The sequence below is a fragment of the Fusobacteria bacterium ZRK30 genome (genome assembly GCA_024628785.1).
GTDB lineage: Bacteria > Fusobacteriota > Fusobacteriia > Fusobacteriales > Fusobacteriaceae > Psychrilyobacter.
Map to the genome: position 1 here is coordinate 215,455 of CP102405.1, position 24,170 is coordinate 239,624.

Below are 24,170 nucleotides of genomic sequence, written 5' to 3' on the forward strand. Positions count from 1 at the left end.
TGTTATTTTACCATATAATCTTGTTTAATTTTTACTCAAAACAAAAAAAGTACCTTTTTTGTAGAATAAGTAAATTTTTTTAGCTTTTTTTCTTCCACCCCATAAGAAAAAATATAGATATATAATATAATTACAACTGTTATTATACACTATTTTACACTTTTTTTGTATCTCTATCTTTTTCCCTTTATATCATTAGAGAGATTGACATTTAAAGATTAGAATTATATACTTTACTGACAATAAATTTTTAGGAGGCTTTTATGAAAAATAAATTAAAGATGCTTTTTCTCTCTGGATTAATCCTGTCTTTAGGAGCATGTACCAATATTCAAGATACATTTACGGGTACTCCTACATATACCGAGGTAGAAAGATCTAATTTCAATGTTCAGGAAGAAACACAACTATTTGCCATGGGCAATTATAAGGTCAATGAAAGTGGGACTGCTGTAGCTAAGATGAAAGCAAAAGATCAGGCAGAAATATATCTAAAGAAACAAATTTTTAATGAAACTACAAATGTATTAAATTCATTTTTTAATGAAGTTCATACTAAAAACATCGTAATCTCTAAAAATACCATTGAGGATCTGGCTAATCTTGTTTCATCAGAACTGATAAAAGATGCTGTTACAACAAACTCCTGGAACAATGAAGGAAAGGAATTTATTGTTTTAGCTATAGATAAAAACAGAGTTCCTGAAAAAGTAAAAGAGATCTTTGTTATCCACCTTCAGGCTATTATCGATGACTTAGACGGAGCTATAAACAAGGTTTCCAACGAATACTTAGATATCGCTAAACCTCCTGTTGCTGTAGTTGAGGAGACACCTCAAGTTGAAAAAGTTGAAGTTAAACCTGTTGACAATACAGCAGACGTAGAGAATTTAGATCCTAAAGATCCTATAGAAAATTCAAATCCAGAAAAAAATTCTGAACCAGAAGTATTTTTAGATGATTTTTAAATAATTCGACAATAATTAAAAAATGGAAGTTTAAACTTCCATTTTTTTAATTATATCTTTCTATCCTATTTCTTCCATTTTCCTTGGCTCTGTATAAAGCCAGGTCAGCTCCTACTATCATATCCTCTGATTCTTTCATCTGATTTGTAGACCTTGCAACTCCCAAACTTATAGTCACTCTGATCTTTTTTTCATCTATCTTCAAGATCAAATTAAATATATCACTACGAATTTTTTCTAGTATTTCATCTATTTCATAATCTTCTTTACCTAGAAATATCAAGAAAAATTCGTCTCCTCCATACCGTCCAAAGAGATCATCAAAGCTTATATTTTCTATAACTATTTTAGTTATTTTTTTCAATACAATGTCCCCAATCAGGTGACCATAGGTATCATTTATAGTTTTAAACCTATCTACATCAAACAAAACACAGGTTATTTTTTTATCTGATTTATAGAGTTTAAATTCCTTCTCAAATAATTTCATTATATATCTTCTATTATATATTCCTGTTAGACCATCTCTAGAAGAAAGATGAAAGAGTTCATCATTTTTTATCTTTAACTCTAGGTTTTTCTTCTCTATTATATTTATTTTTTCCAGCTCTGAACATTTTCTATCTGCAGAAACCAGGGAAATCAATGTTAATATAGTCAGTATTATCATCCCGCTAAATAAAAATGTCAGTATTTTTTCATCTTTAATAGCATCTATATGTTTCTTTGGAACATATGAAACCAATATCCAATAATAACCTTTTTTAGCTTCTAGTGTTGTATCAATAGTTTCCAATGGTCTTATTTTTGTATATGTAAACAGCTGGGAACCGTTCATATATTGACCACTTTCATTTTTCTCTATCTCTTCCCAAATATCCGGAAATTCATTTTTAAAGTTAATATCTTTTTTATCATACATAAACCCCCATTCTTTCCCCTTCTCCCCCAACAAATAATACGATTCTTTATTCAATAAAAATGGGATTGAATATGGTTTTTTTATATATATAGTTGATATTTTATCCAAAAGTTTTTCCCCTAGATAATTTAATACCACCAAACCTTTGACCTCTTTATTTTCATTGAATACAGGGGTTACAAACCTAATCATGGGTTTTAACGGTATCTCTATCTCTTTATTTTCTTTATTTAGGTCCAAGGGAGAGACATAGATTTGATTTAATTTTAAATCTATGGAATTTTTAAAATAATATCTATCTTTTTTGTTTTGCAGTTCTGATTTTTTTATAATTAGAGGTGTATTAGGGTCAATTTTGTTACTGTTAATTCTAACCAACTCAAATCCCTTTTCATCTATATATCTTATCTGATCATACATTTTTTTGTTTTTAGAATATATATATAACTCTTTTGACCATTCCCCTAAAGAATAACTCTTTTTATTGATATAATTGTTTAAATAAGTCGTTTGAGACAGGTATAAAAGATCTGTTTTAACCTCCAACATATCTTCCATTATTACTTCCTTGGAGATCTCTAAATTAACATTTTCTTCCATCTTAATCTTATTGACCGTTGTATTCAATTGTACTTTTCCCATTATAGAAAAAGCTATTAATCCAATCAGACTAAATGGTATGAAAGTCTTCAAGAAAAATTTAAGTTTATCTATCTTCTTAGCTTCCACTCCTTCGCCTCCTTAGATTAATATTTATCACTATGAACTTTTACACTCTGAACTATACCTAACATCATAAAGGTAAAGATATATGAACTACCACCATAACTCATTAGGAGCAGCGGCAACCCTGTTACCGGCATAATCCCTATTATCATTCCCAAGTTTACTGTGGTATGAAAAAATATTATTGCAGCTACCCCATAACAGATCAATCTTCCATATTCATCGTTAGAATTATTCCCTATCCGAACCACATTATAGATAAGGGAATAGTATAGGACTAATAATATCAATCCTCCTACAAAGCCTGTTTCTTCTAAAAAGACAGCACCTATAAAGTCTGTATGGGATTCCGGTAAAAATTTAAGTTTACTCTGAGTCCCCTGAAATAACCCCTTTCCAAATAATCCACCTGAACCCACTGCTATCATAGACTGGGTTACATTCCACCCACTTCCCAAAAGATCTTTTTCAGGATTTAAAAAGGTTAAAATCCTTGTCTGCTGATATTCTTTCAAAAGAAAGAAATATGCAAAGGGAACAAAGGCTACCAAACTCCCGAGCATTATAGTTATTGTTTTGGTATCTATCCCATGAACAAATATTAATACTCCAAATATTGCAATCAATGTTAGGGAAGTCCCCAGATCCGGTTGTTTTAGTATAAGTATGAATACAGGCAGAATATGAACTCCAGACTTAACTACATCTTTTAGACCTGAAAAACTACTTTTATAACTATTTACCAGGAGAGCTGAAAAGGTTAATACCATGAATATTTTTGCAAACTCTGAGGGCTGTAAGTTCATAAACCCTAAGTCTATCCATCTTTTAGCTCCTAATTTAGTTACTCCAAATGCAAAAACAGCCAGCAGAGATATCAGACTTGCTCCATAGATCAGCCTGGAATAGCGTCTATATAACTTGAAATCTATCATAGAAAATACAAAATACACCACTATCCCCAAAAGGAGCCAAATCAAATCTTTTTTTAAAAAAGAAGTAGTTTTAGTGTAAGTTGCACTATATATTGAAAATGCACTGATTACAGCTATTAATACTGCATTCAATAAAATTCTATAACTCATTTTTTTTACTTTTTTGATCAAAACTCTTACATCTCTATTATTTTTCATTTTTTCCACCTATCTGTCATCATTACTATTTCCCAGTATGGCCAAAACCACCTGTAGATCTTTTACTTTCTTCCACACTATCTGTTTCAACGAATTCCATCTTATAAACCTTTTGAAGGACAAGCTGTCCAATTCTTTCCATTGGATTTATAGTATATTCTTCTGAACTCAGATTGATCAAAATTATTCCGACTTCTCCCCTATAATCTGAATCTATAGTTCCTGGAGAATTTACTAATGTGATTCCATGCTTCATTGCTAATCCACTTCTAGGCCTTACCTGAACCTCATAGCCAAATGGTATCTCTATAACTATTCCTGTAGGAATCAGTCGTCTTTCTAAACTTTTTAAAGTTACAGGTTTTTCAATATGAGCACATACATCCATTCCAGCTGCACCATCTGTCATATACTTTGGAAGAGCTACCCCTTCTGCTTTTATTATCTTGACTTCTACTTTTTTCATATTAAAATTCTCCTTTTTTACTCTATATCTCCTAAGATAGTGTATGAATAATATTCCTCTGAAAAAACTTTATTTGCCACTTTTTTTATATCTTCACAAGTTATTTTTTCTATTTCTTCTATAGTTTCTTCGATTGTTTTTATACGTCCATAAGTCAGATATGAACTGGCTAATCTACTCATTCTGGCCCTGCTGTTTTCCAATCCAAAAGTTAATGAACTTAAAAATTGATTCTTTGATCTTTCCAGTTCTTTTTCAGTTACACTATTTTTCTTTATTTCCTCGAACTCTTCTAGAACTATCTGAATTACTTCGTTATAATCTTTAGGTGTTGTCCCTGCATAGATGGTAAATAGTCCGCCTTCTTTAAAATTTGACATATAACTATAGATTGAGTAAGCCAGTCCACGGTCTTCTCTGATCTTTTGAAATAACCTGGAACTCATATTTCCGGCTAATATATTAGAAATTATAGAGTATTTATATCTGTCCTGATCTAAGTAGGAGATTCCCTTTGTGTTTATACACAGGTGTACCTGACTCATCTCTTTCTTAGAGATCTGTTTTCCAGGATTTATCTTCATAGAAAATTCTTTCGAAGTCTGAGCTTCTTTTTTCTCTATAGTTCCCATGGTATCCTCTAACATCTCCATAACTTTATCTATATCCATATTTCCAGCTAAAGATATAACCATATTTTCCGGTGTATATCTCCTATTGAAATAATTAACTAAGATATCTCTACTGATTCCATTTACACTTTCAATACTTCCTAAAACTATATTAGACTGGTCTCCGGAGATAGCAAATGTAGAATTTATATCGTGTACTTTTTCCTCTGGGATATCCTCGTACATATTTATCTCTTCAATTACAACTTTTTTTTCCTTTTCTAAATTTTCATCTGAAAAAGTAGAGTTTAAAAACATATCTGATAAGATATCCACTCCTACTTCTAATCTAGAAGATAACAGCTGTATATAATAAGCTGTAGTTTCCTTTCCAGTATACGCATTTATATTTCCGCCTACATTGTCTATCTCTTCAGACAGTTCTTTAGCTGACCTTCTGTTAGTACCTTTAAACATCATATGTTCCAAAAGGTGAGATACACCGTATTCATCTTTTTTTTCATGTTTTGACCCGGTTCCTACAAAGACCCCTATAGTTACTGATTGTATCCCATCCATCTTGTCAAAAAAAACAGGAATTCCATTTTTTAATTTTTTCTCTATTATCATAATCTTCTCTCCTCTTATTTTACTTTTTTCCTATGACCTCATAAGGTCAAATTCTTAAACAGTAATTTTTCTTTTAACACCATAATTTGAAATAACAACAGAGAAAATCCACATCAATATTCTGCCTTATTCATCGCTACTAGCCCTATACCTATAAAGATAAGGTTTGGCATCCATGCTCCCATAAGGGGGGACAGGATTCCTCCCATGGCTACCGCTTCAAAACTAGCCTGAACAATATAATAACCATAACCAAAAGCAATACTAAGGGCTATATTTATAGCTGATGAACCTCTTACATATCTGCTTCCTAAGGCCAGCCCCAGGATTCCTATAACAACACAGGCAAACGGATAAGCTATTCTCTTATGAAATTCTACATCAAATTCCTTGGCTTCTCCTCCGGTTTTACGGAGAAGCAATGCTATCCTTTTTAATTCCGTTAAACTTAACTCCTCTTTTCTATATTTAGGAGTCAGGAATAATTTAGGTTCATCTTTTAACTGTAAATTTATATAGGTTTTATGAAAAACTACTTTTTTTTCATCTATCTTATTTTCATTGGCCCCATCTAATTCCCACCTGCCATCGTCAGTATATCTTGCTGACTTAGCTGTGATTATAGATTTTATGGCATCAAAGTTTTTACTTAGAATTACTACTTGTACCCCTTTAGCTATATTTTTCTCTCTGTTTATATAATCAAAATGATAGATATAATCTCCATTCCCCCTGAGGTATACATTGTTTTTTGCTACCGGGATCTTGTCATCATCTATCTGGTTTTTTCTCTTTAACTCCCTGGCTGTCTTTAAGCCTTCCGGCTGCAGAGAATTACTGATATAAAAAACTCCTCCTGCCATTATAAATGTAGCAATTATAGGCAGAAGAACTATCCTTCTAAAACTGATCCCAGAAGTTTTTAAGGCTATAACCTCTAGACTGCTGGCCATCTTATTTATCGTTATCAATCCACCTAACAGTGCTGCCAGTGGGGAGACCTGTACCAAAATACCGGGGATCAGTGCTGCCATATACTTGGCACCTTCAATAGTTGTCATCCTTCCGGAAGTAACATAATTTATTACTTTAAAAATCTGGGATAGTACAAAAATCCCTATAAAAGCAAAGAGGGATAATAGAACTGACTTTATAAATTTAACTATTATATATCTATCTATTTTTTTCATCTATCCCCTCCTTACCTTTCTAAGATACATAGTTCCTGTAAGAGTTGCTAATAGTAAATTAGGAAACCAAATGGCTATTACCGGATCGACCGCCCCTTTACTGGATAACACTATTCCTACATTGAATAAAGTTATATATAGAAAAATAACTGCCATACTCAGTCCGTAGCTGACACTTTTCCCGCTTCTATGGTGTCCCAAAGAAAACAATACCCCCAGGATTCCTAAAAATACTGCCGAGAATGGAGATGCTAATTTTTTCTGCAGCTCTACCTTATAGGGCAATATCTCTTCAGCTACACTGTTATTCTCCTTCATTTTTTTTATATTTTTTAGGAGCATTGCCACAGACATGGTATCTATCTCCTTTATATCTACATCAAAATCAGAGAGAAACGAGGTCAACGGATGAACCTGACTCTCAAAACTCCCCCTTAACTTTTCCTTTCCCTCTTCGTCTAATTGATAGAAAGTGGCATCTTTTAAAGTCATAGCCCCATCTTTCCAAATAGTTCTGTCTGCCAGCATAACATTAGGATAGATGTCTTTCTCACTTTTTTGAAAAATAACAACATCCTTTGCCTGGTTTGTTTTGGGATCTAGCGTATCTATGTAGATACTATATTCTCCTACATTTTCCAAAAACGTCTTCTCAGTCAATTGAAATGACGGTGTTTCAGTAGCAATTTTTACCCCTAATGTCTCCGCTCTCATAAAAGATTCAGGTATTATTTTTTCCTGCAAAAAAATAGTAAGAAAAAATATCCCTACCGACATAAAAAACGGTACTTTCAATATCTTGTTCAGACTCATCCCTATAGATACCATAGCCACACTTTCACTGGTTGAAGTAAGCTTATTATAGGTTATCATTACCCCTAGAAAAAATCCCATGGGAATCGTCTGAGATAATATTGGAGGAATGTAGTAGGTAAGCAGGTGGAGCATATCTAATGCCGGCACCCTCTTAACCAAAATACTTTCCATCATCTTTACCATCATCTCTATTAAAAATATAAAGGTGAATAGACTTATCCCAAACAAAACAGGCATCTTTAATTGATTAAACAAATATTTATCTATTATTTTCATAAAATACCCCTTATTTTGACATATATTCTTTAATTTGTTTTTCTACACTTTTTCTAAATTCAAGCTCCTCTAACTTCTCTTTTACAGCATCAGGATAATACCCCTCTAACTTTGTGACATTCTTCAGGAAAAATTTATTTATCCTGCTGTCTTTTGAATACCCTTCCATCTCTGAAACCATACTGGAGAGTAAGTTAAAAAATATTAAAAGTACAAATATTATAAAAGATCCCTTTAATCCTCCTAAAATGCCACCTAAAACACTATCTGTTAATCCCATGAACATCTTAGGAAGAACTTTTCTTAAGACAGATAGTATAGCAGAAGTCACTATATAGAGCCCCACTAAAAGAGCCAGATAAGTTAAAAAATATACAACATTGTGCTCTTTCATTTTGATACTGTCACTGATATAGTTATAGACATAGGGGGTCCACTTTTTTGCTAACACTACATTTAATATCAAAATAAAAAATGATAGAACCTCAAAGAAAAAACCCTTTTTAAAACCTATTAATACTCCTAAAATCAGTATAACTCCAGCTATAATATCTATATACATTAACTCCTCCTATCTTTCAATAACTCTTACCCAAAGAGCCTTTAAATATAGTGTTTCAGGCACATGTAATACCCATGGGTGATCTGCAGGCTGATAATTTATTCCTATTACCTCTAAACATAAACCATTTTTAGAAGCTGCCATCCTTGTCACTTCCATTATATCCTCTAAACTCATATGATAAGCACAAGTTATAACTCCTAATATTCCCCCTGTTTCCATCATCTTAAAACTATCTACACATAGTTTGTAGAAGAAATCTCTTCCCCTCTGTATATCTATTTTCTTCTTGATAAGTGAAGGAGGATCTAGAGTTATTACATCATACTTTTCCCCTCTATTTGATAGTGTTTTTAAGATAGAGAAAGCATCTCCCTCTACCACTTCAAATTTATTTTCAAAACCATTTAATTCATAGTTTTCTAAACATAGTTCTAAAGCATGTGGGTTTTTATCCACAGCTACAACTTTTTGACATCCCTCAGCAAGTGCAGCCACAGAGAATCCGCCACTAGATGAAAATACATCTAAAAATCTGGTATTGGAGTTTAAAAATGGTCTTATGAATTTTCTAGAGTCTCTCTGATCCAGGAAAAAACCGGTCTTTTGCCCGTCAATTATATCCACAGTATACTTTAAACCATTATCTTCCATAGTAATTCTATCTGGGATATCACCGTATATTACACCGGTCTTTTGCTCTACTCCCTCATGGGTTCTATTTTCTACATCACTTCTCTCATAGATTCCCTTTGTTTTTGTCACTTTTTTCAACGCATTTATGATCTCTTGACGAAACGCCTCTACACCTGAATTTCTGAATTGTACCGATAAATATTTATCAAATTTATCTACAATTAATCCCGGTATTCCGTCAGCTTCTGAGAAAAATACCCTGATACAATTAGTTTCTTCATTTAAATATTTTCTTTTATCATATGCAACCTTTATCTTATTTAATATAAACTTCTTATCTATAGTTTCTTCCTTAGTTGTTAAAACCCTTACCAAAGCATTTGTATTTTCTACAACATATCCACGACCAATAAATGTAAGGTCTTCACTACATACATCTACTATATCTCCAGTTTTAACTGTTCCCATTATTTGCTTTATCTCATCTTTAAATACATTTGGATAAAAATTCTGAATCTTCTTTTCTTTACCTTTTTTCAACATAACTCTTGCCATTTTATATCTCCTCAAAACCTTTTTTAATTTTTTTTATACTCTTAATTATAACACAAACCGTTATTTTAATTCTTATAAAATTTCAGCTAAAATATCAAAAGGCTGATTCAATATCTATTGAACCAGCCTTTCTTATAATTAAGACTATCCCTAATTCTCTCTTTTATTTTTACCTATCAACATAAATATTAAAAATTTAACTTCTTAATTATGCCCGATATCGCTTAACTTTTCATCCTTATCTAATAGATAGATAACTGGACTGGCCAAGAAGATAGATGAATAAGTTCCTATTAATACTCCTATTAATAGAGTTGTGATAAACACCTTTAAACTAGCTCCTCCAAATATCAAGATAGCCAGAACTGCTAAGAATGTTGTAAATGAAGTATTGATCGATCTAGTCAAAGTCTGATTGACACTTAGGTCTACTGCTTCGGCTAATGTACTTGCCTTCTTCTTTTTCAACACTTCTCTGATCCTGTCAAACACTACTATCGTATCATTTATAGAATATCCTAAGATAGTTAAAACTGCAGCTATAAATGGTGTATTTACTTCATACCCTAATAATGCAATTCCTCCTACAGCTATTATTACATCATGGAAAAGAGCTAATACTGCTGCTAATGCAAATTTAAACTCAAATCTAATGGTGATATACCCGACTATTAAAAACAGTCCCACCAATAAAGCTATTATTGCCGTACTCTTTAATTCTTCTCCTACAGAAGCTCCTACCTTGTCAGATCTCAAGAGGTCATATTTCCCGGCTTTCTCTTCTAAGTCTTTCATAAAGTTATTTTTTACATCCTCACTCATCTCTGGCGTTCTTACGATAACTACGTTACCATCAGAGACCTGTACTTTCCTGCTGTTATTATCTAACTGCGGGATCTCCTTAGAGATCTCATTTAATATTGGATTCAATTCCTTCAATTCCATAGTCTTTTCAAATTTAACTTGAATAAGGTTTCCACCAGTAAAATCAAGGCCATAGTTTACACCTTTAAATACCAATGCCGATAAAGCTAATACCACTAATATAGTTGAGAATGTAAAGAATTTTTTTCTATTTTCAATTATTTTTATTTTCACTATTATTTCCCCCTAACACCAAACAAGCTTGGCTTATCTATTTTAAATAACATTGTAAATCCTCTAAGTAATACCTTAGTTATTGTTATAGCTGTAAACATCGATGCAAGTACACCGATAGTCAGTGTTACTGCAAATCCTTTTACAGGTCCCGTTCCTAAAGTGAATAAGATCGTTGTTATTATAAGGGTTGTGATATTTGAGTCCATTATTGTACTGAACGCCTTCTTAAATCCTGCCTCTATAGAAGCCATTACTGTATTTCCAAATCTTAACTCTTCCTTTATCCTTTCAAATATAATTACATTGGCGTCTACTGCCATTCCTACTGAAAGGATGATCCCTGCAATACCTGGTAATGTAAGGGTAGCATCAAAGAAATTAAGTGTTGCAAAGGTAATAAGACCAAAACAAACAAGTGCCAAGTTAGCTACTAATCCTGGTAATCTATAGAAGACCATCATAAATACAGCGATAAGTCCTATTGCTATAATTCCAGCTGTTTCTGATTGAGCGATAGATTCATCTCCCAATGTAGCTCCTACTGATCTAGTTTCCAAGATCTCAGCCTTCACCGGTAAAGCTCCTGCATTTAATAATGATGCAGTATTTTTAGCTTCTTCAGCTGTATAGTTTCCTGTGATAACTCCTTGTCCGCCAGCTATCTCACTGTTGATTCTAGGAGCAGTCTGGATTACTCCATCCATTGTGATAGCAAGTTGTTTTCCTATATTGTTTCTAGTTATCTCAGCAAATTTAGCTGCTCCATCCAGAGTCATTTCAAATGAAATTTGTGGTCTTCCTAAATTATCATAAGATACTGCTGCTGATTTTAATGCTCCACCAGTCAATAAAGTTTCTCCCAATGTCCCATCTGCATTTTGGATCTTAAATTCCATAAGTGCAGTTTTACCGATCATGTCTATAGCTTGTTCTGTATCAGTTATTCCAGGCAATTCAACCATTACCCTTTTATCTCCCACTTTTTGTACAGAAGATTCCGATACTCCTAAACCATTTACCCTTCTATTTAATACTTCAATAAGTCTTCCCATCGCTTCATTGTCTAACTTTTGTCCCTCTTCCGGTTTCGCTTCGAGTAACACATATACTCCACCCTTTAGATCCAATCCTAATTTTACTGGTTTAGTCACTGTAAACCATGCAGCACTCAGTACAACTATTGCCACAAACATTATTCTGTACATATATCCTTTTCTCATTCTAGCCACTTTTCCTGCCTCCCCTAACGGCTTTTAGCCGAATTATTCAAAGTTCTTAATTTACACAGTGAATTTCTATCTCAAAACCCTATGTTTACGCAGTAAACTAATAGCATTTTGGTGATACCATTCCCTGGCAGATACTTTGGTGATACCTTTTATAGATAATAGTTGATAATTAAAAATTTAATTTCCAACTTTTTACCTTGATTTTTTTCCTATCTTTTCATATCCAGATAAGTTTGTAAAATAATTGCGGCGGCTACCTGATCAACTGTTTTCCTCTTGTTTATCGCACCCTTTACACCATTATTCTGTAACATTTTATCGGCTGATACAGTCGATAATCTCTCATCTATCTCTATAAATTCCAATCCATCTATCTTTTTATTCAGCTTTTCCATAAATTCTCTTACTTTTTCAGCCTGACGTTTTTCTGTTCCATCCAGACTCTTTGGAATACCAATAACTATACTCTTGGTGTTGTGCTCCTCACAGAGTTCTTTTACCCTCTTTACAGCCTTGGTTTTTCTCCTGTCTATTACTTCTAAAGGGGTTGCTATCATACCCATTATATCAGATTTAGCCACTCCTATCCTTACATCTCCTACATCTAGAGACAGATATTTTTTAAACATAATTTCTCCTATTTTCACTTCTTTTTCCACCACTAATTCCCATGGGTTAAAATCAAAAACTTTTGCCACCAATTTACATTAGTTTTTTCAAAAAACATTTTGGAACACAGAGGTATACCGAGAGGTTATACGAGTATTAATTTTTTTCATACTTAATGAAAAAATTAAATGTATAATTAGAGTTTCACAGAGGTTTTCTCCGTATAACTTTTTTTATCCTCTGTGTAGCTCCGTGACCAATTTTTTAGAAAATTAAAGTTTTTCTTCTAATAGAGTTCTTGCCACCTCTAAAGCTTCAGGAACTTTATCTCCAGTTTTTCCCCCTGCTTGGGCGAAATCCGGTCTTCCTCCACCATTTCCATCAGCGATTTTAGCGATTTCACGAACCAGGTCTCCGGCTTTTACCTTCCCCATAAGATCTTTAGTTACTCCTACAGCAAATACAGCTTTCCCATTATCCGTTCCTAAGATCACTACACAGCTACCTAATTTATCTTTGGCTTTATCTACGATCTCACGGAGTCCGCCAGCTTCTTTACCTTTAAATCCGGAAATTAAAACTTTTACACCGTTGATTTCCTCTACATTGTCAAATAATGAGTTAGCTTCATATCCGGCTAATTTAGATTTAAGTGCTTCAACTTCTTTATTGGCTGCCTTTAAGTCTTCTACTACCTTATTTGCTTTAGCAATTAAATGCCCGTGATAAGGATCTGACTTCAATATCTTCGCCAATTCAACTATACCATCTTCCATCTCATTTACTACCTTATACGAAGTAAATCCTGTTGTTGCCTCTATTCTTCTTACTCCGGCAGCAATTCCAGTTTCAGTCAATATATTAAATAATCCAATCTCTCCAGTTCTTTCTACATGAGTTCCCCCACATAATTCCATAGAGAATCCAGGTATTTCTACAACTCTTACTTTACTTCCGTACTTGTCTCCAAATAACATTGTTGCACCTTTTTCTTTAGCTTCATCCATTGTAAGTTCTTCAATACTTAAAGGAACATTTCTGAATATTTGTTCATTTACAATTTTTTCTACTTCTTTTATCTGGTCCCTTGTTGCAGCTTCATAGTGAGTAAAATCAAATCTTAATCTATCTTGCGATACCAGTGATCCTGCCTGCTGTACATGGTCTCCAAGAACTTCTTTTAAAGCTTTGTGTAATATATGTGTTGCAGTATGGTTTCTCTTAATCTCTATTCTTCTATGTTTATTGATAGATAACTCTAACTCTAAACCTTTTTTCAGCTTATTTCCACCCTCTGCCATCTTTACAGTATGGATAAATATATCTTTTTGCTTTCTCACACTTGTAACTGCTCCAAAAATATCTTCTCCGATTATTTTCCCAGTATCTGTAGATTGTCCACCTGACTCAGCATAAAACGGGGTTTTATCGAAAATTATTGTATAGTTTCCTTCATTGTTATCTTTTACGTTTAATATTTTAGCTTTTGTTTTAAACACTTCATAACCAACAAAGTCAGTTTTCCCGTGTTTATCAAAAAACTCTTCTATAAATGAATCCTGCCCGGCTTCTTTTACTACTTCTCTAGATGATCTAGCTCTCTCTCTTTGTTCCTCCATCTTTGCAAGGTAATCTTCATGAGAAACAGTTACTCCCTCTTCCTCACAAATTTCCTCTGTAAGTTCATATGGGAATCCAAAAGTATCATATAATTTAAATACTACACCAGCATCTAATTCTGTTTTATTTTCCGATTTAGCTTTTTTAATCTCATCCAATGCGATAACCATCCCTTGATCCAGGGTAGTTGAGAATTTTTCCTCCTCAATTCTTACCATTTTAACGATGTGATCTTTATTTTTAACTATATCTTTATAAGCTTCTCCCATTAATTCTATTACTGTATCTACTAATTTATATAGGAAGTTTTCTTTATTCCCTAATAATCTTCCATGTCTTACTGCACGTCTCAAGATCCTTCTAAGAACATACCCTCTTCCCTCATTAGAAGGTAAGATCCCATCACTTATCATAAATGTAATGGCTCTGATGTGGTCAGCTATTACCTTTAATGAGAAGTCAACTTTATCATCTTTTCCAAATGTATATTTAGAATTTGTCAGTTCTCCTGCTCTTTCAATAATAGGGAAAATCAGGTCTGTCTCAAAGTTATTAGCTTTTTTCTGAACCATTGCAGCTACTCTCTCAAGACCTGCTCCTGTATCGATATTTTTCTTTGGTAATGGTTCTAACGACCCATCTTCCATCCTGTTATACTCAGTAAATACCAGGTTCCATATCTCGATAAATCTATCGTCTGTCCCCTCATCTCCTAATTTCGAGTTTTCGTCTCCTCCATACTCTACTCCCAGGTCTACATGAATTTCACTACAAGGTCCACAAGAACCTACTGGTCCTGCTGACCACCAGTTATCATCTTCACCTAATCTTACTAATCTTTCCATTGGTACACCAATTTTTTTATTCCAGATCTCTTCAGTTTCATCGTCTGTTGTAAACACAGATATCCATAACTTTTCTGCATCTAATTTTAATACCTCTGTAATAAATTCCCAAGACCAGGCTATCGCTTCTTCCTTGAAATAATCTCCAAATGAAAAGTTTCCTAACATCTCAAAAAAAGTATGATGTCTAGCTGTTCTTCCTACATTTTCAAGGTCATTAGTTCTGATACACTTTTGATGAGTAACCACTCTCGGTGTAGGAGCTTCTTTTTGTCCTAAAAAATAAGGTTTAAAAGGTACCATTCCAGCTACTGTCAATAACAGCGTGGGATCATCTGGTATCAATGATGCACTCTCATAGTGTTTATGCTGTTTCCCTTGAAAAAATTCTATAAATTTTCTTCTGATTTCATTACCCGTTAAATTATTCATCCTATCCTCCAAAATTTAAATCTTAAAATTACCCTGAGCCCCTTAATATTTCGACAGATATTTTCATCTCGTCTTTTATCTTAACTCTTTTTTCTATCTTTTCATAAGTTTACAAATCACAGCAAATTCTTGTAGTTAAAAAGAATCTCTCAAATGTAAAACTAGAAAACCTTAACAAAAGGAGTTCATATTTATTTTGCTTAATTTTTATTATATCACATCTGGTTACCGAAAAATCAGATAATCTAATCTAATTTAAATCCCTCTCCTAAATAGATCTTTTTAGCTCTTTCATCGTTGGCTATTTCCTCTGGTGACCCGCTTATTAGAAGCTCTCCCTGAGCCATTACATAAGCTCTGTCGGTGATTCCCAGTGTTTCCCTTACACTATGATCTGTGATCAGGATCCCTAATCCTCTTTTTTTCAAATATCTTATGATCTCCTGAATATCCTCTACTGCTATGGGGTCTACACCTGCAAAAGGTTCATCCAATAGAATAAAATCAGGATTATTAGCTATTGTCCTGGCTATCTCAACCCTTCTTCTTTCTCCTCCTGAGAGGGAATAACCCATAGATTTTTCCACATGGGTCAATTTAAATTCCTCCAAAAGATCATCCTTTATCTTAATTCTTTCCTCTTTTTTTATCTTCCTCATCTCTAAGATCGCCAGGATGTTGTCCTCTACACTGAGATCTCTAAAGATAGATGGTTCCTGAGCCAGATACCCAATTCCCATATTAGCTCTTTTATGCATGGGATAATCAGTTATATCCTGCTCATTAAAAAAAACTTTTCCAGATTCAGGTTTTACAATCCCTGTTATCATATAAAAAGTAGTAGTTTTTCCTGCTCCATTAGGCCCTAAAAGCCCAACTATCTCACCCTTATGCACTTCTAAACTTATTTTATTTACAACTCTTCTTTTTTTATAGCTTTTACACAGATCATGAGCAATTATACTCTTCAAATTTTACCTCCTACTTTTTATAATCTATCCTTACATTTCCTTCGGCATTTAATATCCCTGTTTCCATAAAATATTTTGCATAGTCAGCTTCAATATGATTTTCTGCTGTATCTGCTACTACATTTTCTCGTAAAACAGCAACCTTAGTTTTATTAAAGATCTTCCCTTTATCAGATGAGGCAGTCATGACCTTCCCCTCTTGATCTACATTTTTAAATTCCACATCATTTATAAGAATTGCTATCTCTGTATTCATATCAATATCTGTAATTTCAGATTTAACATCGGTTGTCCCGCCTATATTCAGGTGGTTTCCACGACGTCCCAGAGCTAGCTTTTTTATCAAGTCTACTTCCATATAGTCTGAATAGAGGGTCATATCCTGATATTCATAGATTCCGTTTTTCTTTATCTCAGATCTTGAAATAGATAGTTCTCCATTCACATCTTCATATAAAAATATCTTAGCCGTGTCACCCCGTATTTTAACAGGTTCTTTTTTCTGTGTTTTTTTATCTACATTAAAAGCAAGGGCACGTACATTTCCATCTAGGTCGATCTGTCTGTTCTTTAGATCCCCAAACATAAAGTCACCATAAAGTTTTTCTCCTGTAGACGATGTGAGATTCACTTTAGTTCCATCTAAGATCTCACTTTTCATATTTCCCTTCATAGTTTCTCCATCTATTATATAGTTCTCATAATAGATCTTATATTTTTCCGAAGTATATATATCATCTGTAATAAATGAATATTCTACCTGACTTCCTGTAAATTTCATTCCCGGGTTTTGTACTACTACATTTTTGTTCAATTGAGCGACCTGCCTTGCGATATAGTAGTTAACCTCATCACCAGATGCTTTTTTATCCCCGCTTATTCCATCAAAGTTTTTAGCTTTAACCCTTTCTTCAGCAACAAAATAAACTCCATCGTTCATAGTTGCATTTCCATCTTTAGATATTATCTTGATATTCCCTGGTATATACACTCTCTCCTCAGCAAAGATATATTTTCCACGGTCAGCATAAAGAGTGGCATCCTTTGTTTTTATCTTTAAATTCCCGATAATCTCTGCATAGTTATTGGTATCAAATTCTCCTCGAGCTCCTGTCATCCTAGATCCATCTTCATCTACAATAACTATATTTTTTTCTATCTTCCCTAACCCCGTATTTGAATTATAGGTTAAGTTTTCACCAGTCATAGTTTTTTTATCCTGGATCACTTTTACTCTATTTCTAGAGATCAAATCTCCTGTATCCATATTATATTCTGCATTTTCACCGTAAAAGGTTATCTTATCCTCAGGATTATAAACTGTATATTTACCATAGATATAAGCTTTTTTGTTGAGATCATCTACATCTATCCTTTGACTCTCTAAGATAGAGCCGCTATAGGCAACTTTAGCGTTCCCTGTAAATACATATGATTTTTTTTCTAAATTAAAGTCAACCTTATCAGCTCGGCCATCTATCTGATCCCCTTTAAAACTACCATCTATAACTTTTCCAATTTTCGTTCCATCATTATAATAAAGTTCTTTTCCTACACTCTCATAGGTATTGTCCTTATAATCATAACTATTTAATAGTTTTAATTCCTTGGTTTTACTGTTATAAGTAAGGTCTTTAGTTAATATTTTTCTATCTGAATCCTCGTAGCTCACTAATTTTTTAGAGGTCATATAGAGATCCCCTGTTTTTGTATCATAAGTCCCACTATCAGCTAAAAGTTTACTTGTCTTATTCTCAATTTTAATATTACCATCTATTTTCAACATCCCACTGAGAGTATCGTACACGCCGTTATCAGCAAACAGATTAAAGTCACCGTTTTTACCCCTAAGAGGTCCTGTGAAATACATCTTATTTTCACTGGCTACATAATTTATCTTTTCAACAACCAAGTTTCCACTTTCAAATTCTATCACTATATCTTTAGAGATAGTAAAATCACCTGTAACCTCATCATATTTAAAGTCTTTAGCTCTAAGGTTTGCCCCTTTATAATATACAACAAAATCTCCCTGGGCATGGATAGTTTTCTTTATCCCATCATACCTGGCTTCCTTAAAGTGGCCCGACACTTCATCTGTTTGCAGGTTTCCTAATTTCCTACCTCTTATCCTGATGTTTTCCTTCACATCCAAAATCTTAGTGGTATCATTATAATGTACAAAATTGGCACTGAGCTGCATCTTATCTGTGACCACTCTTATATCATCTTTTAAATTTAAATCCTCTAATTTTGTATCTGTAATCAATGAATCACCGTAAAGGGTGATCCCTTCCTCTTCATTGTATGCTTTTACCTGATTACTAGCATAGACCTTATCTGCTTTCTGGTCATAATTAGCTTTTTCAGCCTCTATCTTCCAACCATTTTTGGATATTCCCTGTATATTATTTTCTAAAAATATATTATTCGTGCTGTCTACCAGGGCATCATCACCAGACAGCTTCATCCCATCAAATATGGCTATAGCTTTTTCAAAGGTTCTTTTATTATTCACAGTATCATCGATCTGTTTCTCTGCTTCTACATGGTAATTTTCCACATCATAAGAAACATTTGAAGTTACCAGGGATTCCTCACCTTTTTTTTCTAGTTGCTCTGGTTCCTTTATATAGTTAAAGTAGACAAATACCACTAAAAGTATTGCACTTATATAATATGATATTTTTTTGAGCATATTTACCCCCTTTTAATCGGTAATTAGTAATTACTAATTGTTCAGCAGTTGTTTAAGTTCGTTTAATTTCATCATGGCATCTAGCGGTGTAAGGTTGTTTACATCTAATTTAGCTACCTCGGATAAAATTTGCTTTTCACCTTTACTTATTTGAGGTTCTATAACTTTTGGTTTCTCAATTTTTATAGGTGCTCCTCCAAATAGTGACAGTTGTTCAGACCCTATTTTTTCCTCAATTATAGCTTTTTTTGTCTCCAAAACCTGTAGGAGCTGTTTAGCTTTAAGAAGTATTTCCCCTGGCAACCCAGCCAGTCTAGCTACCTCTATTCCATAAGATTTGTCGGCTCCACCTTTTACTATTTCACGAAGAAATACCACTTCATCGTTGGCTTCACTGACTTCTATTCTATAGTTAGAAAGATATTTTAATTTATATTCCAACTCTGTAAGTTCATGATAGTGGGTAGCAAATATAGTTTTAGCTCCTAAATTATCATGGATATACTCTGTGATAGCACTGGCTAGAGATAACCCGTCAAATGTAGAAGTTCCACGACCTACTTCATCTAAAATAACAAAAGATTTATCCGTAGCATTGTTTACTATATTAGCTACTTCACTCATCTCTACCATAAATGTAGACTGTCCGCTCACCAGATCATCACTGGCCCCGACTCTTGTAAATATCTTATCTATAATACCTATTGTAGCACTAGAGGCCGGTACATAAGAACCCATTTGGGCCATTAGTATAATAAGAGCAGCCTGCTTCATATAGGTAGATTTACCCGCCATATTTGGTCCTGTCAGGACAATTACCTTGGTCTTCTCATCCAAGATAATATCATTACTTATATAATCCTCTCCCACAACGAGTTTTTCAACAATGGGATGACGACCACTTCTTATCTCAAGGTCGTATCCCTCTACTATTTTTGGACACACATAGTTATTTTTAGTAGCTATATCAGCCAGTGATGCGATTACATCTACATAGGCTAATCCAAAGGCCAGCTTTTGCAGTAATTTTATCTCTCCTACCAGCTTACCTGATATCTCTTTCAGCAGATCATATTCCAGACCTTCTATCTTTCCCTTAGCGTTCAATATAGTCGATTCATATTCCTTTAATTCAGGGGTTATATATCTTTCTGCATTGGTCAAAGTCTGTTTTCTTATATATTCCTCTGGTACCAAATGAGAGTTAGCCCGGCTTACTTCCAAGAAGTAACCGAATACTTTATTATATTTTATCTTCAGAGTTTTTATTCCTGTCTTTTCCTTCTCTGTTTTTTCTATCTCCAATATATAGTTTTTTCCTGATTTAGAGATCGTATGAAGTTCATCCAAAGTTTCATTGTGACCAGTTTTGATCATCCCCCCTTCCCTTACAGAAAACGGCGGCTCCTCCACTATAGATGTCTCTATCAGATTATAGATCTCAACTAATTTTTTTATATCGGTGGTAAACATCTGATTTGTTCCCAATATTTTTATAACTTCCAATGATGATTTTATAGATTTTTTAATAGCTATCAGGTCTCTAGCATTTTCAGTTCCTAATATTATCTTACCTATAAGTCTTTCCAAATCATAGATACTCTTCAACCCTTCCCTTACATCTTCACGGATTAAAACCTCATCTATAAAATAACCTATATCTCCCTGCCTTTTTTCTATCTCATCGATATTTAAAAGGGGATTCTTTATCATCTTTTTCAGCATTCTGGTTCCCATAGAGGTCTTACACCTATCTAAGACCCATAAGAGAGTACCCATATTAGTTTTTTCCCTGGTATTTTCCACCAGCTCTAAATTTTTCTGGGTAGCCAGGTTTAATTCTAAATAATTTTTTCTGTTGTCATAGGAGATAGTCTGAATGGGCAATTCATTGTATTTATGTAGTTCCAATACGTATTCCAAAACAAATCCACCAGCTTCTACAGCCAATTCCTTTCTCTCTATCCCATAACTTTCCAACGAGATCACATTGAAATACTTCTTTAATATCTCCCCTGCATTTTTTATTTTATTTATTGGATTTATAACAATTTCATTTAATTTTTTATAGTCACTGAATTCTTCATTAAACCTTTCCAGTGTTCTGCTCTCTACCAATATCTCTGTAGGAGACAATTTATATATCTCATTTATAGCTGCAGATATTATATCTTTTCCTTCCAATTGGGTTACCTTAAACTCTCCTGTAGTTATATCCAGATAAGATATCCCGGCTTTATTTTCTCTGATTATTATCCCTAAAAGATAGTTGTTACTCTTATCATCTAGATAATCTGTATCTATTACAGTACCAGGAGTTATAACCTTTACAACTTCCCTCTTTACAAGACCCTTAGCTTCGCTGGCAGCTTCTACCTGTTCACATATGGCTACCTTGTATCCCTTAGCCACTAACTTTGATATGTATCCTGCTGCTGAATGATATGGTATTCCAGCCAAAGGCACATTTTGTCCTTTTTCCTTATTTCTGCTGGTTAAGGTTATACCTAATTCTTTTGAGCAAATTACAGCATCCTCAAAAAACATCTCATAGAAATCTCCCAACCTAAAAAATAGGATATTTTCCTGATTTTGTTCCTTTATCTCCTTATATTGTTTCATGAGTGGCGTTTCTTTACTCATTGTCTTAAACCTCACTTTTAATTTTATTTTCTTACTTTTTATTGTGAATTATATTCCTCTAATTTTTCTTTCAACCTTATCAATACTTCACTTATCTCATCATAATTATCTATCTTGTTCAGTAGATTTTTTATCTTACTTCCACCAGTTACCCCTTTTAAATACCAGCACAGGTGTTTTCTTATCTCAAAATTAAACTGTTTTTCAGGATAGTCTTCCTTCATATATTCAATATGCTTTAAAGCCATATCTATCTTGTCTATGTATGTTACTTTTGTCTTAACTTCTCCAGTTTCAAACCTTTCCCTTATCTGCTGGATCAACCATGGATTTCCATATATTCCACGGGCCAGCATTATCCCGTCTACCCCTGATTCGGTAGCTTTTTCATAGGCATCTTCAGCTGAAAATATATCCCCGTTTCCTATAACTGGTATAGAAACAGCTTCTTTTATCTGCTTTATCGTCTCCCAATTAGCCGTCCCACTATACATCTGCTCTCTGGTTCTACCATGGACTGTAATGTGATGAAGACCTAATTCATCTGCTATCTTAGCTATCTCTATTGGATTTTTGTGTTCCTTATAACCGATTCTTATCTTCATAGATAATTTCGTTTCAGGTTTTAACGCCTCTTTTATAGCTGTCATCAATTTTCTTATATGTTCTGGATCCTCTAACAGAGCTGATCCATAGCCGTTCTTTGTGATCTTTGGCATGGGACATCCCATGTTTACATCTATATAGGTTACTCCTAAACTCTCCACATATTTAGCACATTCCACCATAATATCTATATCCCGGCCAAAAATCTGTACCCCGTCATTGGGCAGTAATCTAAGCATTTGTTTTATCGTTTTTTCATTGGCCATCTTTACTGCATTTACACTTACCATCTCGGTAAACATCAAATCCGGATTGAATTTATTCATAATTCTTCTATATGTATAATCTGTTACTCCTGCCATGGGAGCTATATATATTTTTATCATCTATTTCACCTCTTATTGCTATTTTTCATAACTTATCCTAGTTATCACTAAGTGCATAACTATCCATTTAATCATAAAATTATACCATAGATAGAGATGTTTTTCCACTTGACAGATTTGACTAATCCTTGATTTTTAAAGAGTAAAATTCCAAGAATTAAAAATACTTATACAAAAAAAATCCCTGAATAATCAGGGATTAATGTCTTTTTATCTTGGAATTAGTTTTTTCAGGTAATTTACTCAGATGAACATATCTACTATTTGCCGAATGAGCAAATCTGTCTATAATAGCTCCTAAATCTGAACTTTCAAAGGCAGTTTTAAAATTTTCTTTTTTCAACAACTTTTCTGTAAACCTATAATAACACTCTTCTTTAGGATGAAAAAGAATATCCTCTGAATAGATTTTTTCTCCGAGAACCTCACTTAAAAGATCTGCTATCATCATGGTAAATACCCCTTCAACTTCAACGGTATTTCTAGAATGATTTATTTCTTCACGATATTTAGGCCATAATTTTTTTTCAACATCTGAATAAGAATTCATAAGTCCCTCCCTTTATATTTTTTTTACCTTATTTAAATTTACATATTTTTTGAGGTAATTCCTTTAAAAATAAAAAAAAATTGATTTTTTATACCAATTAAAGCAAAAATAAAAAATCTACCCTGTCAAAAGAGTAGATTTTTATTAAAAATTAATCTGATTTTATTTTTTTTTAAATCTGTCAAAAAATGATTTTTTATTTGCTTTTTCAGCTTCCTTCATACGATTTTCTTCTTTTTTTACATTGGACCAATTAGGATCTGACTTCATATTTTTTTTGACCTGTTTCATATATTTAGCAGTATTTTTAGCCATAGTATACTTGGTTTTTACCCCGACAACTATGTCTCTTCCCGTTTGAAATATTCCGGCTATAACTTTCCCAGGATATCCAGCCACTTTTTTTAATGCAGTATACTTATAGACCTCTCCACAACTGGGGCACCTGTATTTAGCAGGTTTATCCATAATTTTCATTTTTTTCTTACACTTTGGACATCTAATAACTATTTTTTTAACCATCTTACAATGTTCCTTCTATTTCAAATGCCAATTCCTTTACGATATTTTTATACCCTAATATTTCTCTTATTCTGATATGGTTTCCGTATAATTTTATTGCTATATCCCCAATATGAGTTTTATAGTTTTCCTTAGTAAAAGTTAATTTTGGATAGAAGGGCTTTCTTTTTTCTACCTTCCCATCTATTTCTACTAAGATATAACCTTTCTTATATCCTACTAACGTTAATTGTTTAGCCGCATCTATCTTAGCCTGCTTTTCTTCCTTTTCTTTTCTCGCTTCTGCATTCAATCTTTTTTTATCAGTTCTTCTAGCAGCTTCCTTTACTTCAGCAAATCTCTTTGATTTTTTTATAGCTTTCATTATACTGTATTCTGTTCCTTTTGGTTTATCTTTATTTACACCTTTTTTCATTTTTTTACCACCTAATTTCTTTATTGTTTTATATTGTATTATATAACATTTA

The 24,170-nt window shown here is 33.3% G+C and carries 20 protein-coding genes; 1 reads left to right on the forward strand and 19 read right to left on the reverse strand.

The window, feature by feature from the left end; genetic code table 11:
• The first annotated feature begins 263 nt into the window (after positions 1 to 263).
• A complete protein-coding gene (locus NRK67_06025; GenBank protein UUV19065.1) occupies positions 264 to 968 on the forward strand; it encodes a hypothetical protein in 705 nt (234 codons plus the stop codon).
• Between the two features lie 46 nt (positions 969 to 1,014).
• Here the strand turns inward: NRK67_06025 and NRK67_06030 are convergent, their stop codons facing one another.
• From NRK67_06030 to NRK67_06120, 19 genes are all read right to left on the reverse strand, one after another.
• Positions 1,015 to 2,619: a GGDEF domain-containing protein gene (locus tag NRK67_06030; protein ID UUV19066.1), complete on the reverse strand. Its 1,605-nt coding sequence runs from the start codon at positions 2,617 to 2,619 to the stop codon at positions 1,015 to 1,017.
• Between the two features lie 17 nt (positions 2,620 to 2,636).
• On the reverse strand, positions 2,637 to 3,749 hold the full coding sequence (rodA, locus tag NRK67_06035; protein UUV19067.1) for a rod shape-determining protein RodA: 1,113 nt from the start codon (positions 3,747 to 3,749) through the stop codon (positions 2,637 to 2,639).
• 25 nt (positions 3,750 to 3,774) lie between these two features.
• Positions 3,775 to 4,215 (reverse strand): dUTP diphosphatase, encoded by a 441-nt coding sequence (gene dut / locus NRK67_06040; protein UUV19068.1) that lies wholly within the window; start codon positions 4,213 to 4,215, stop codon positions 3,775 to 3,777.
• A 17-nt stretch (positions 4,216 to 4,232) separates the two neighbouring features.
• Positions 4,233 to 5,456: an insulinase family protein gene (locus NRK67_06045; GenBank protein UUV19069.1), complete on the reverse strand. Its 1,224-nt coding sequence runs from the start codon at positions 5,454 to 5,456 to the stop codon at positions 4,233 to 4,235.
• Positions 5,457 to 5,569: 113 nt separating this feature from the next.
• Entirely contained in the window at positions 5,570 to 6,646 is a 1,077-nt protein-coding gene (locus tag NRK67_06050) for an LptF/LptG family permease (GenBank protein UUV19070.1), read from the reverse strand.
• Entirely contained in the window at positions 6,647 to 7,738 is a 1,092-nt protein-coding gene (locus NRK67_06055) for an LptF/LptG family permease (protein ID UUV19071.1), read from the reverse strand.
• A 10-nt stretch (positions 7,739 to 7,748) separates the two neighbouring features.
• Entirely contained in the window at positions 7,749 to 8,300 is a 552-nt protein-coding gene (locus tag NRK67_06060) for a CvpA family protein (GenBank protein ID UUV19072.1), read from the reverse strand.
• Between the two features lie 9 nt (positions 8,301 to 8,309).
• The gene (locus NRK67_06065) at positions 8,310 to 9,491 is read right to left on the reverse strand and encodes a class I SAM-dependent rRNA methyltransferase (GenBank protein UUV19073.1); all 1,182 of its coding nucleotides are present in this window, start codon (positions 9,489 to 9,491) and stop codon (positions 8,310 to 8,312) included.
• Between the two features lie 204 nt (positions 9,492 to 9,695).
• Entirely contained in the window at positions 9,696 to 10,589 is an 894-nt protein-coding gene (secF, locus tag NRK67_06070) for a protein translocase subunit SecF (GenBank protein ID UUV19074.1), read from the reverse strand.
• Positions 10,590 to 10,591: 2 nt separating this feature from the next.
• Positions 10,592 to 11,812, reverse strand: a complete 1,221-nt coding sequence (gene secD, locus NRK67_06075; GenBank protein UUV19887.1) for a protein translocase subunit SecD — start codon at positions 11,810 to 11,812, stop codon at positions 10,592 to 10,594.
• Between the two features lie 218 nt (positions 11,813 to 12,030).
• Positions 12,031 to 12,450 carry a Holliday junction resolvase RuvX gene (ruvX, locus tag NRK67_06080; protein ID UUV19075.1) on the reverse strand — a complete coding sequence of 140 codons (420 nt, stop codon included), beginning with the start codon at positions 12,448 to 12,450 and terminating at the stop codon, positions 12,031 to 12,033.
• A 252-nt stretch (positions 12,451 to 12,702) separates the two neighbouring features.
• Positions 12,703 to 15,327, reverse strand: a complete 2,625-nt coding sequence (gene alaS, locus NRK67_06085) for an alanine--tRNA ligase (protein ID UUV19076.1) — start codon at positions 15,325 to 15,327, stop codon at positions 12,703 to 12,705.
• A gap of 245 nt (positions 15,328 to 15,572) precedes the next feature.
• Entirely contained in the window at positions 15,573 to 16,298 is a 726-nt protein-coding gene (lptB, locus tag NRK67_06090) for an LPS export ABC transporter ATP-binding protein (GenBank protein UUV19077.1), read from the reverse strand.
• 10 nt (positions 16,299 to 16,308) lie between these two features.
• Positions 16,309 to 18,996 (reverse strand): LPS export ABC transporter periplasmic protein LptC, encoded by a 2,688-nt coding sequence (gene lptC, locus NRK67_06095; GenBank protein UUV19078.1) that lies wholly within the window; start codon positions 18,994 to 18,996, stop codon positions 16,309 to 16,311.
• 33 nt (positions 18,997 to 19,029) lie between these two features.
• Positions 19,030 to 21,639: a DNA mismatch repair protein MutS gene (gene mutS, locus NRK67_06100; protein UUV19079.1), complete on the reverse strand. Its 2,610-nt coding sequence runs from the start codon at positions 21,637 to 21,639 to the stop codon at positions 19,030 to 19,032.
• Positions 21,640 to 21,677: 38 nt separating this feature from the next.
• Complete coding sequence (gene dusB / locus NRK67_06105) at positions 21,678 to 22,631, reverse strand: tRNA dihydrouridine synthase DusB (protein UUV19080.1); 954 nt, start codon at positions 22,629 to 22,631, stop codon at positions 21,678 to 21,680.
• A 199-nt stretch (positions 22,632 to 22,830) separates the two neighbouring features.
• On the reverse strand, positions 22,831 to 23,181 hold the full coding sequence (locus NRK67_06110) for a hypothetical protein (GenBank protein ID UUV19081.1): 351 nt from the start codon (positions 23,179 to 23,181) through the stop codon (positions 22,831 to 22,833).
• A gap of 162 nt (positions 23,182 to 23,343) precedes the next feature.
• Positions 23,344 to 23,703 carry a hypothetical protein gene (locus tag NRK67_06115; GenBank protein UUV19082.1) on the reverse strand — a complete coding sequence of 120 codons (360 nt, stop codon included), beginning with the start codon at positions 23,701 to 23,703 and terminating at the stop codon, positions 23,344 to 23,346.
• A 1-nt stretch (position 23,704) separates the two neighbouring features.
• Entirely contained in the window at positions 23,705 to 24,118 is a 414-nt protein-coding gene (locus NRK67_06120) for a hypothetical protein (protein ID UUV19083.1), read from the reverse strand.
• Between the last annotated feature and the right edge of the window lie 52 nt (positions 24,119 to 24,170).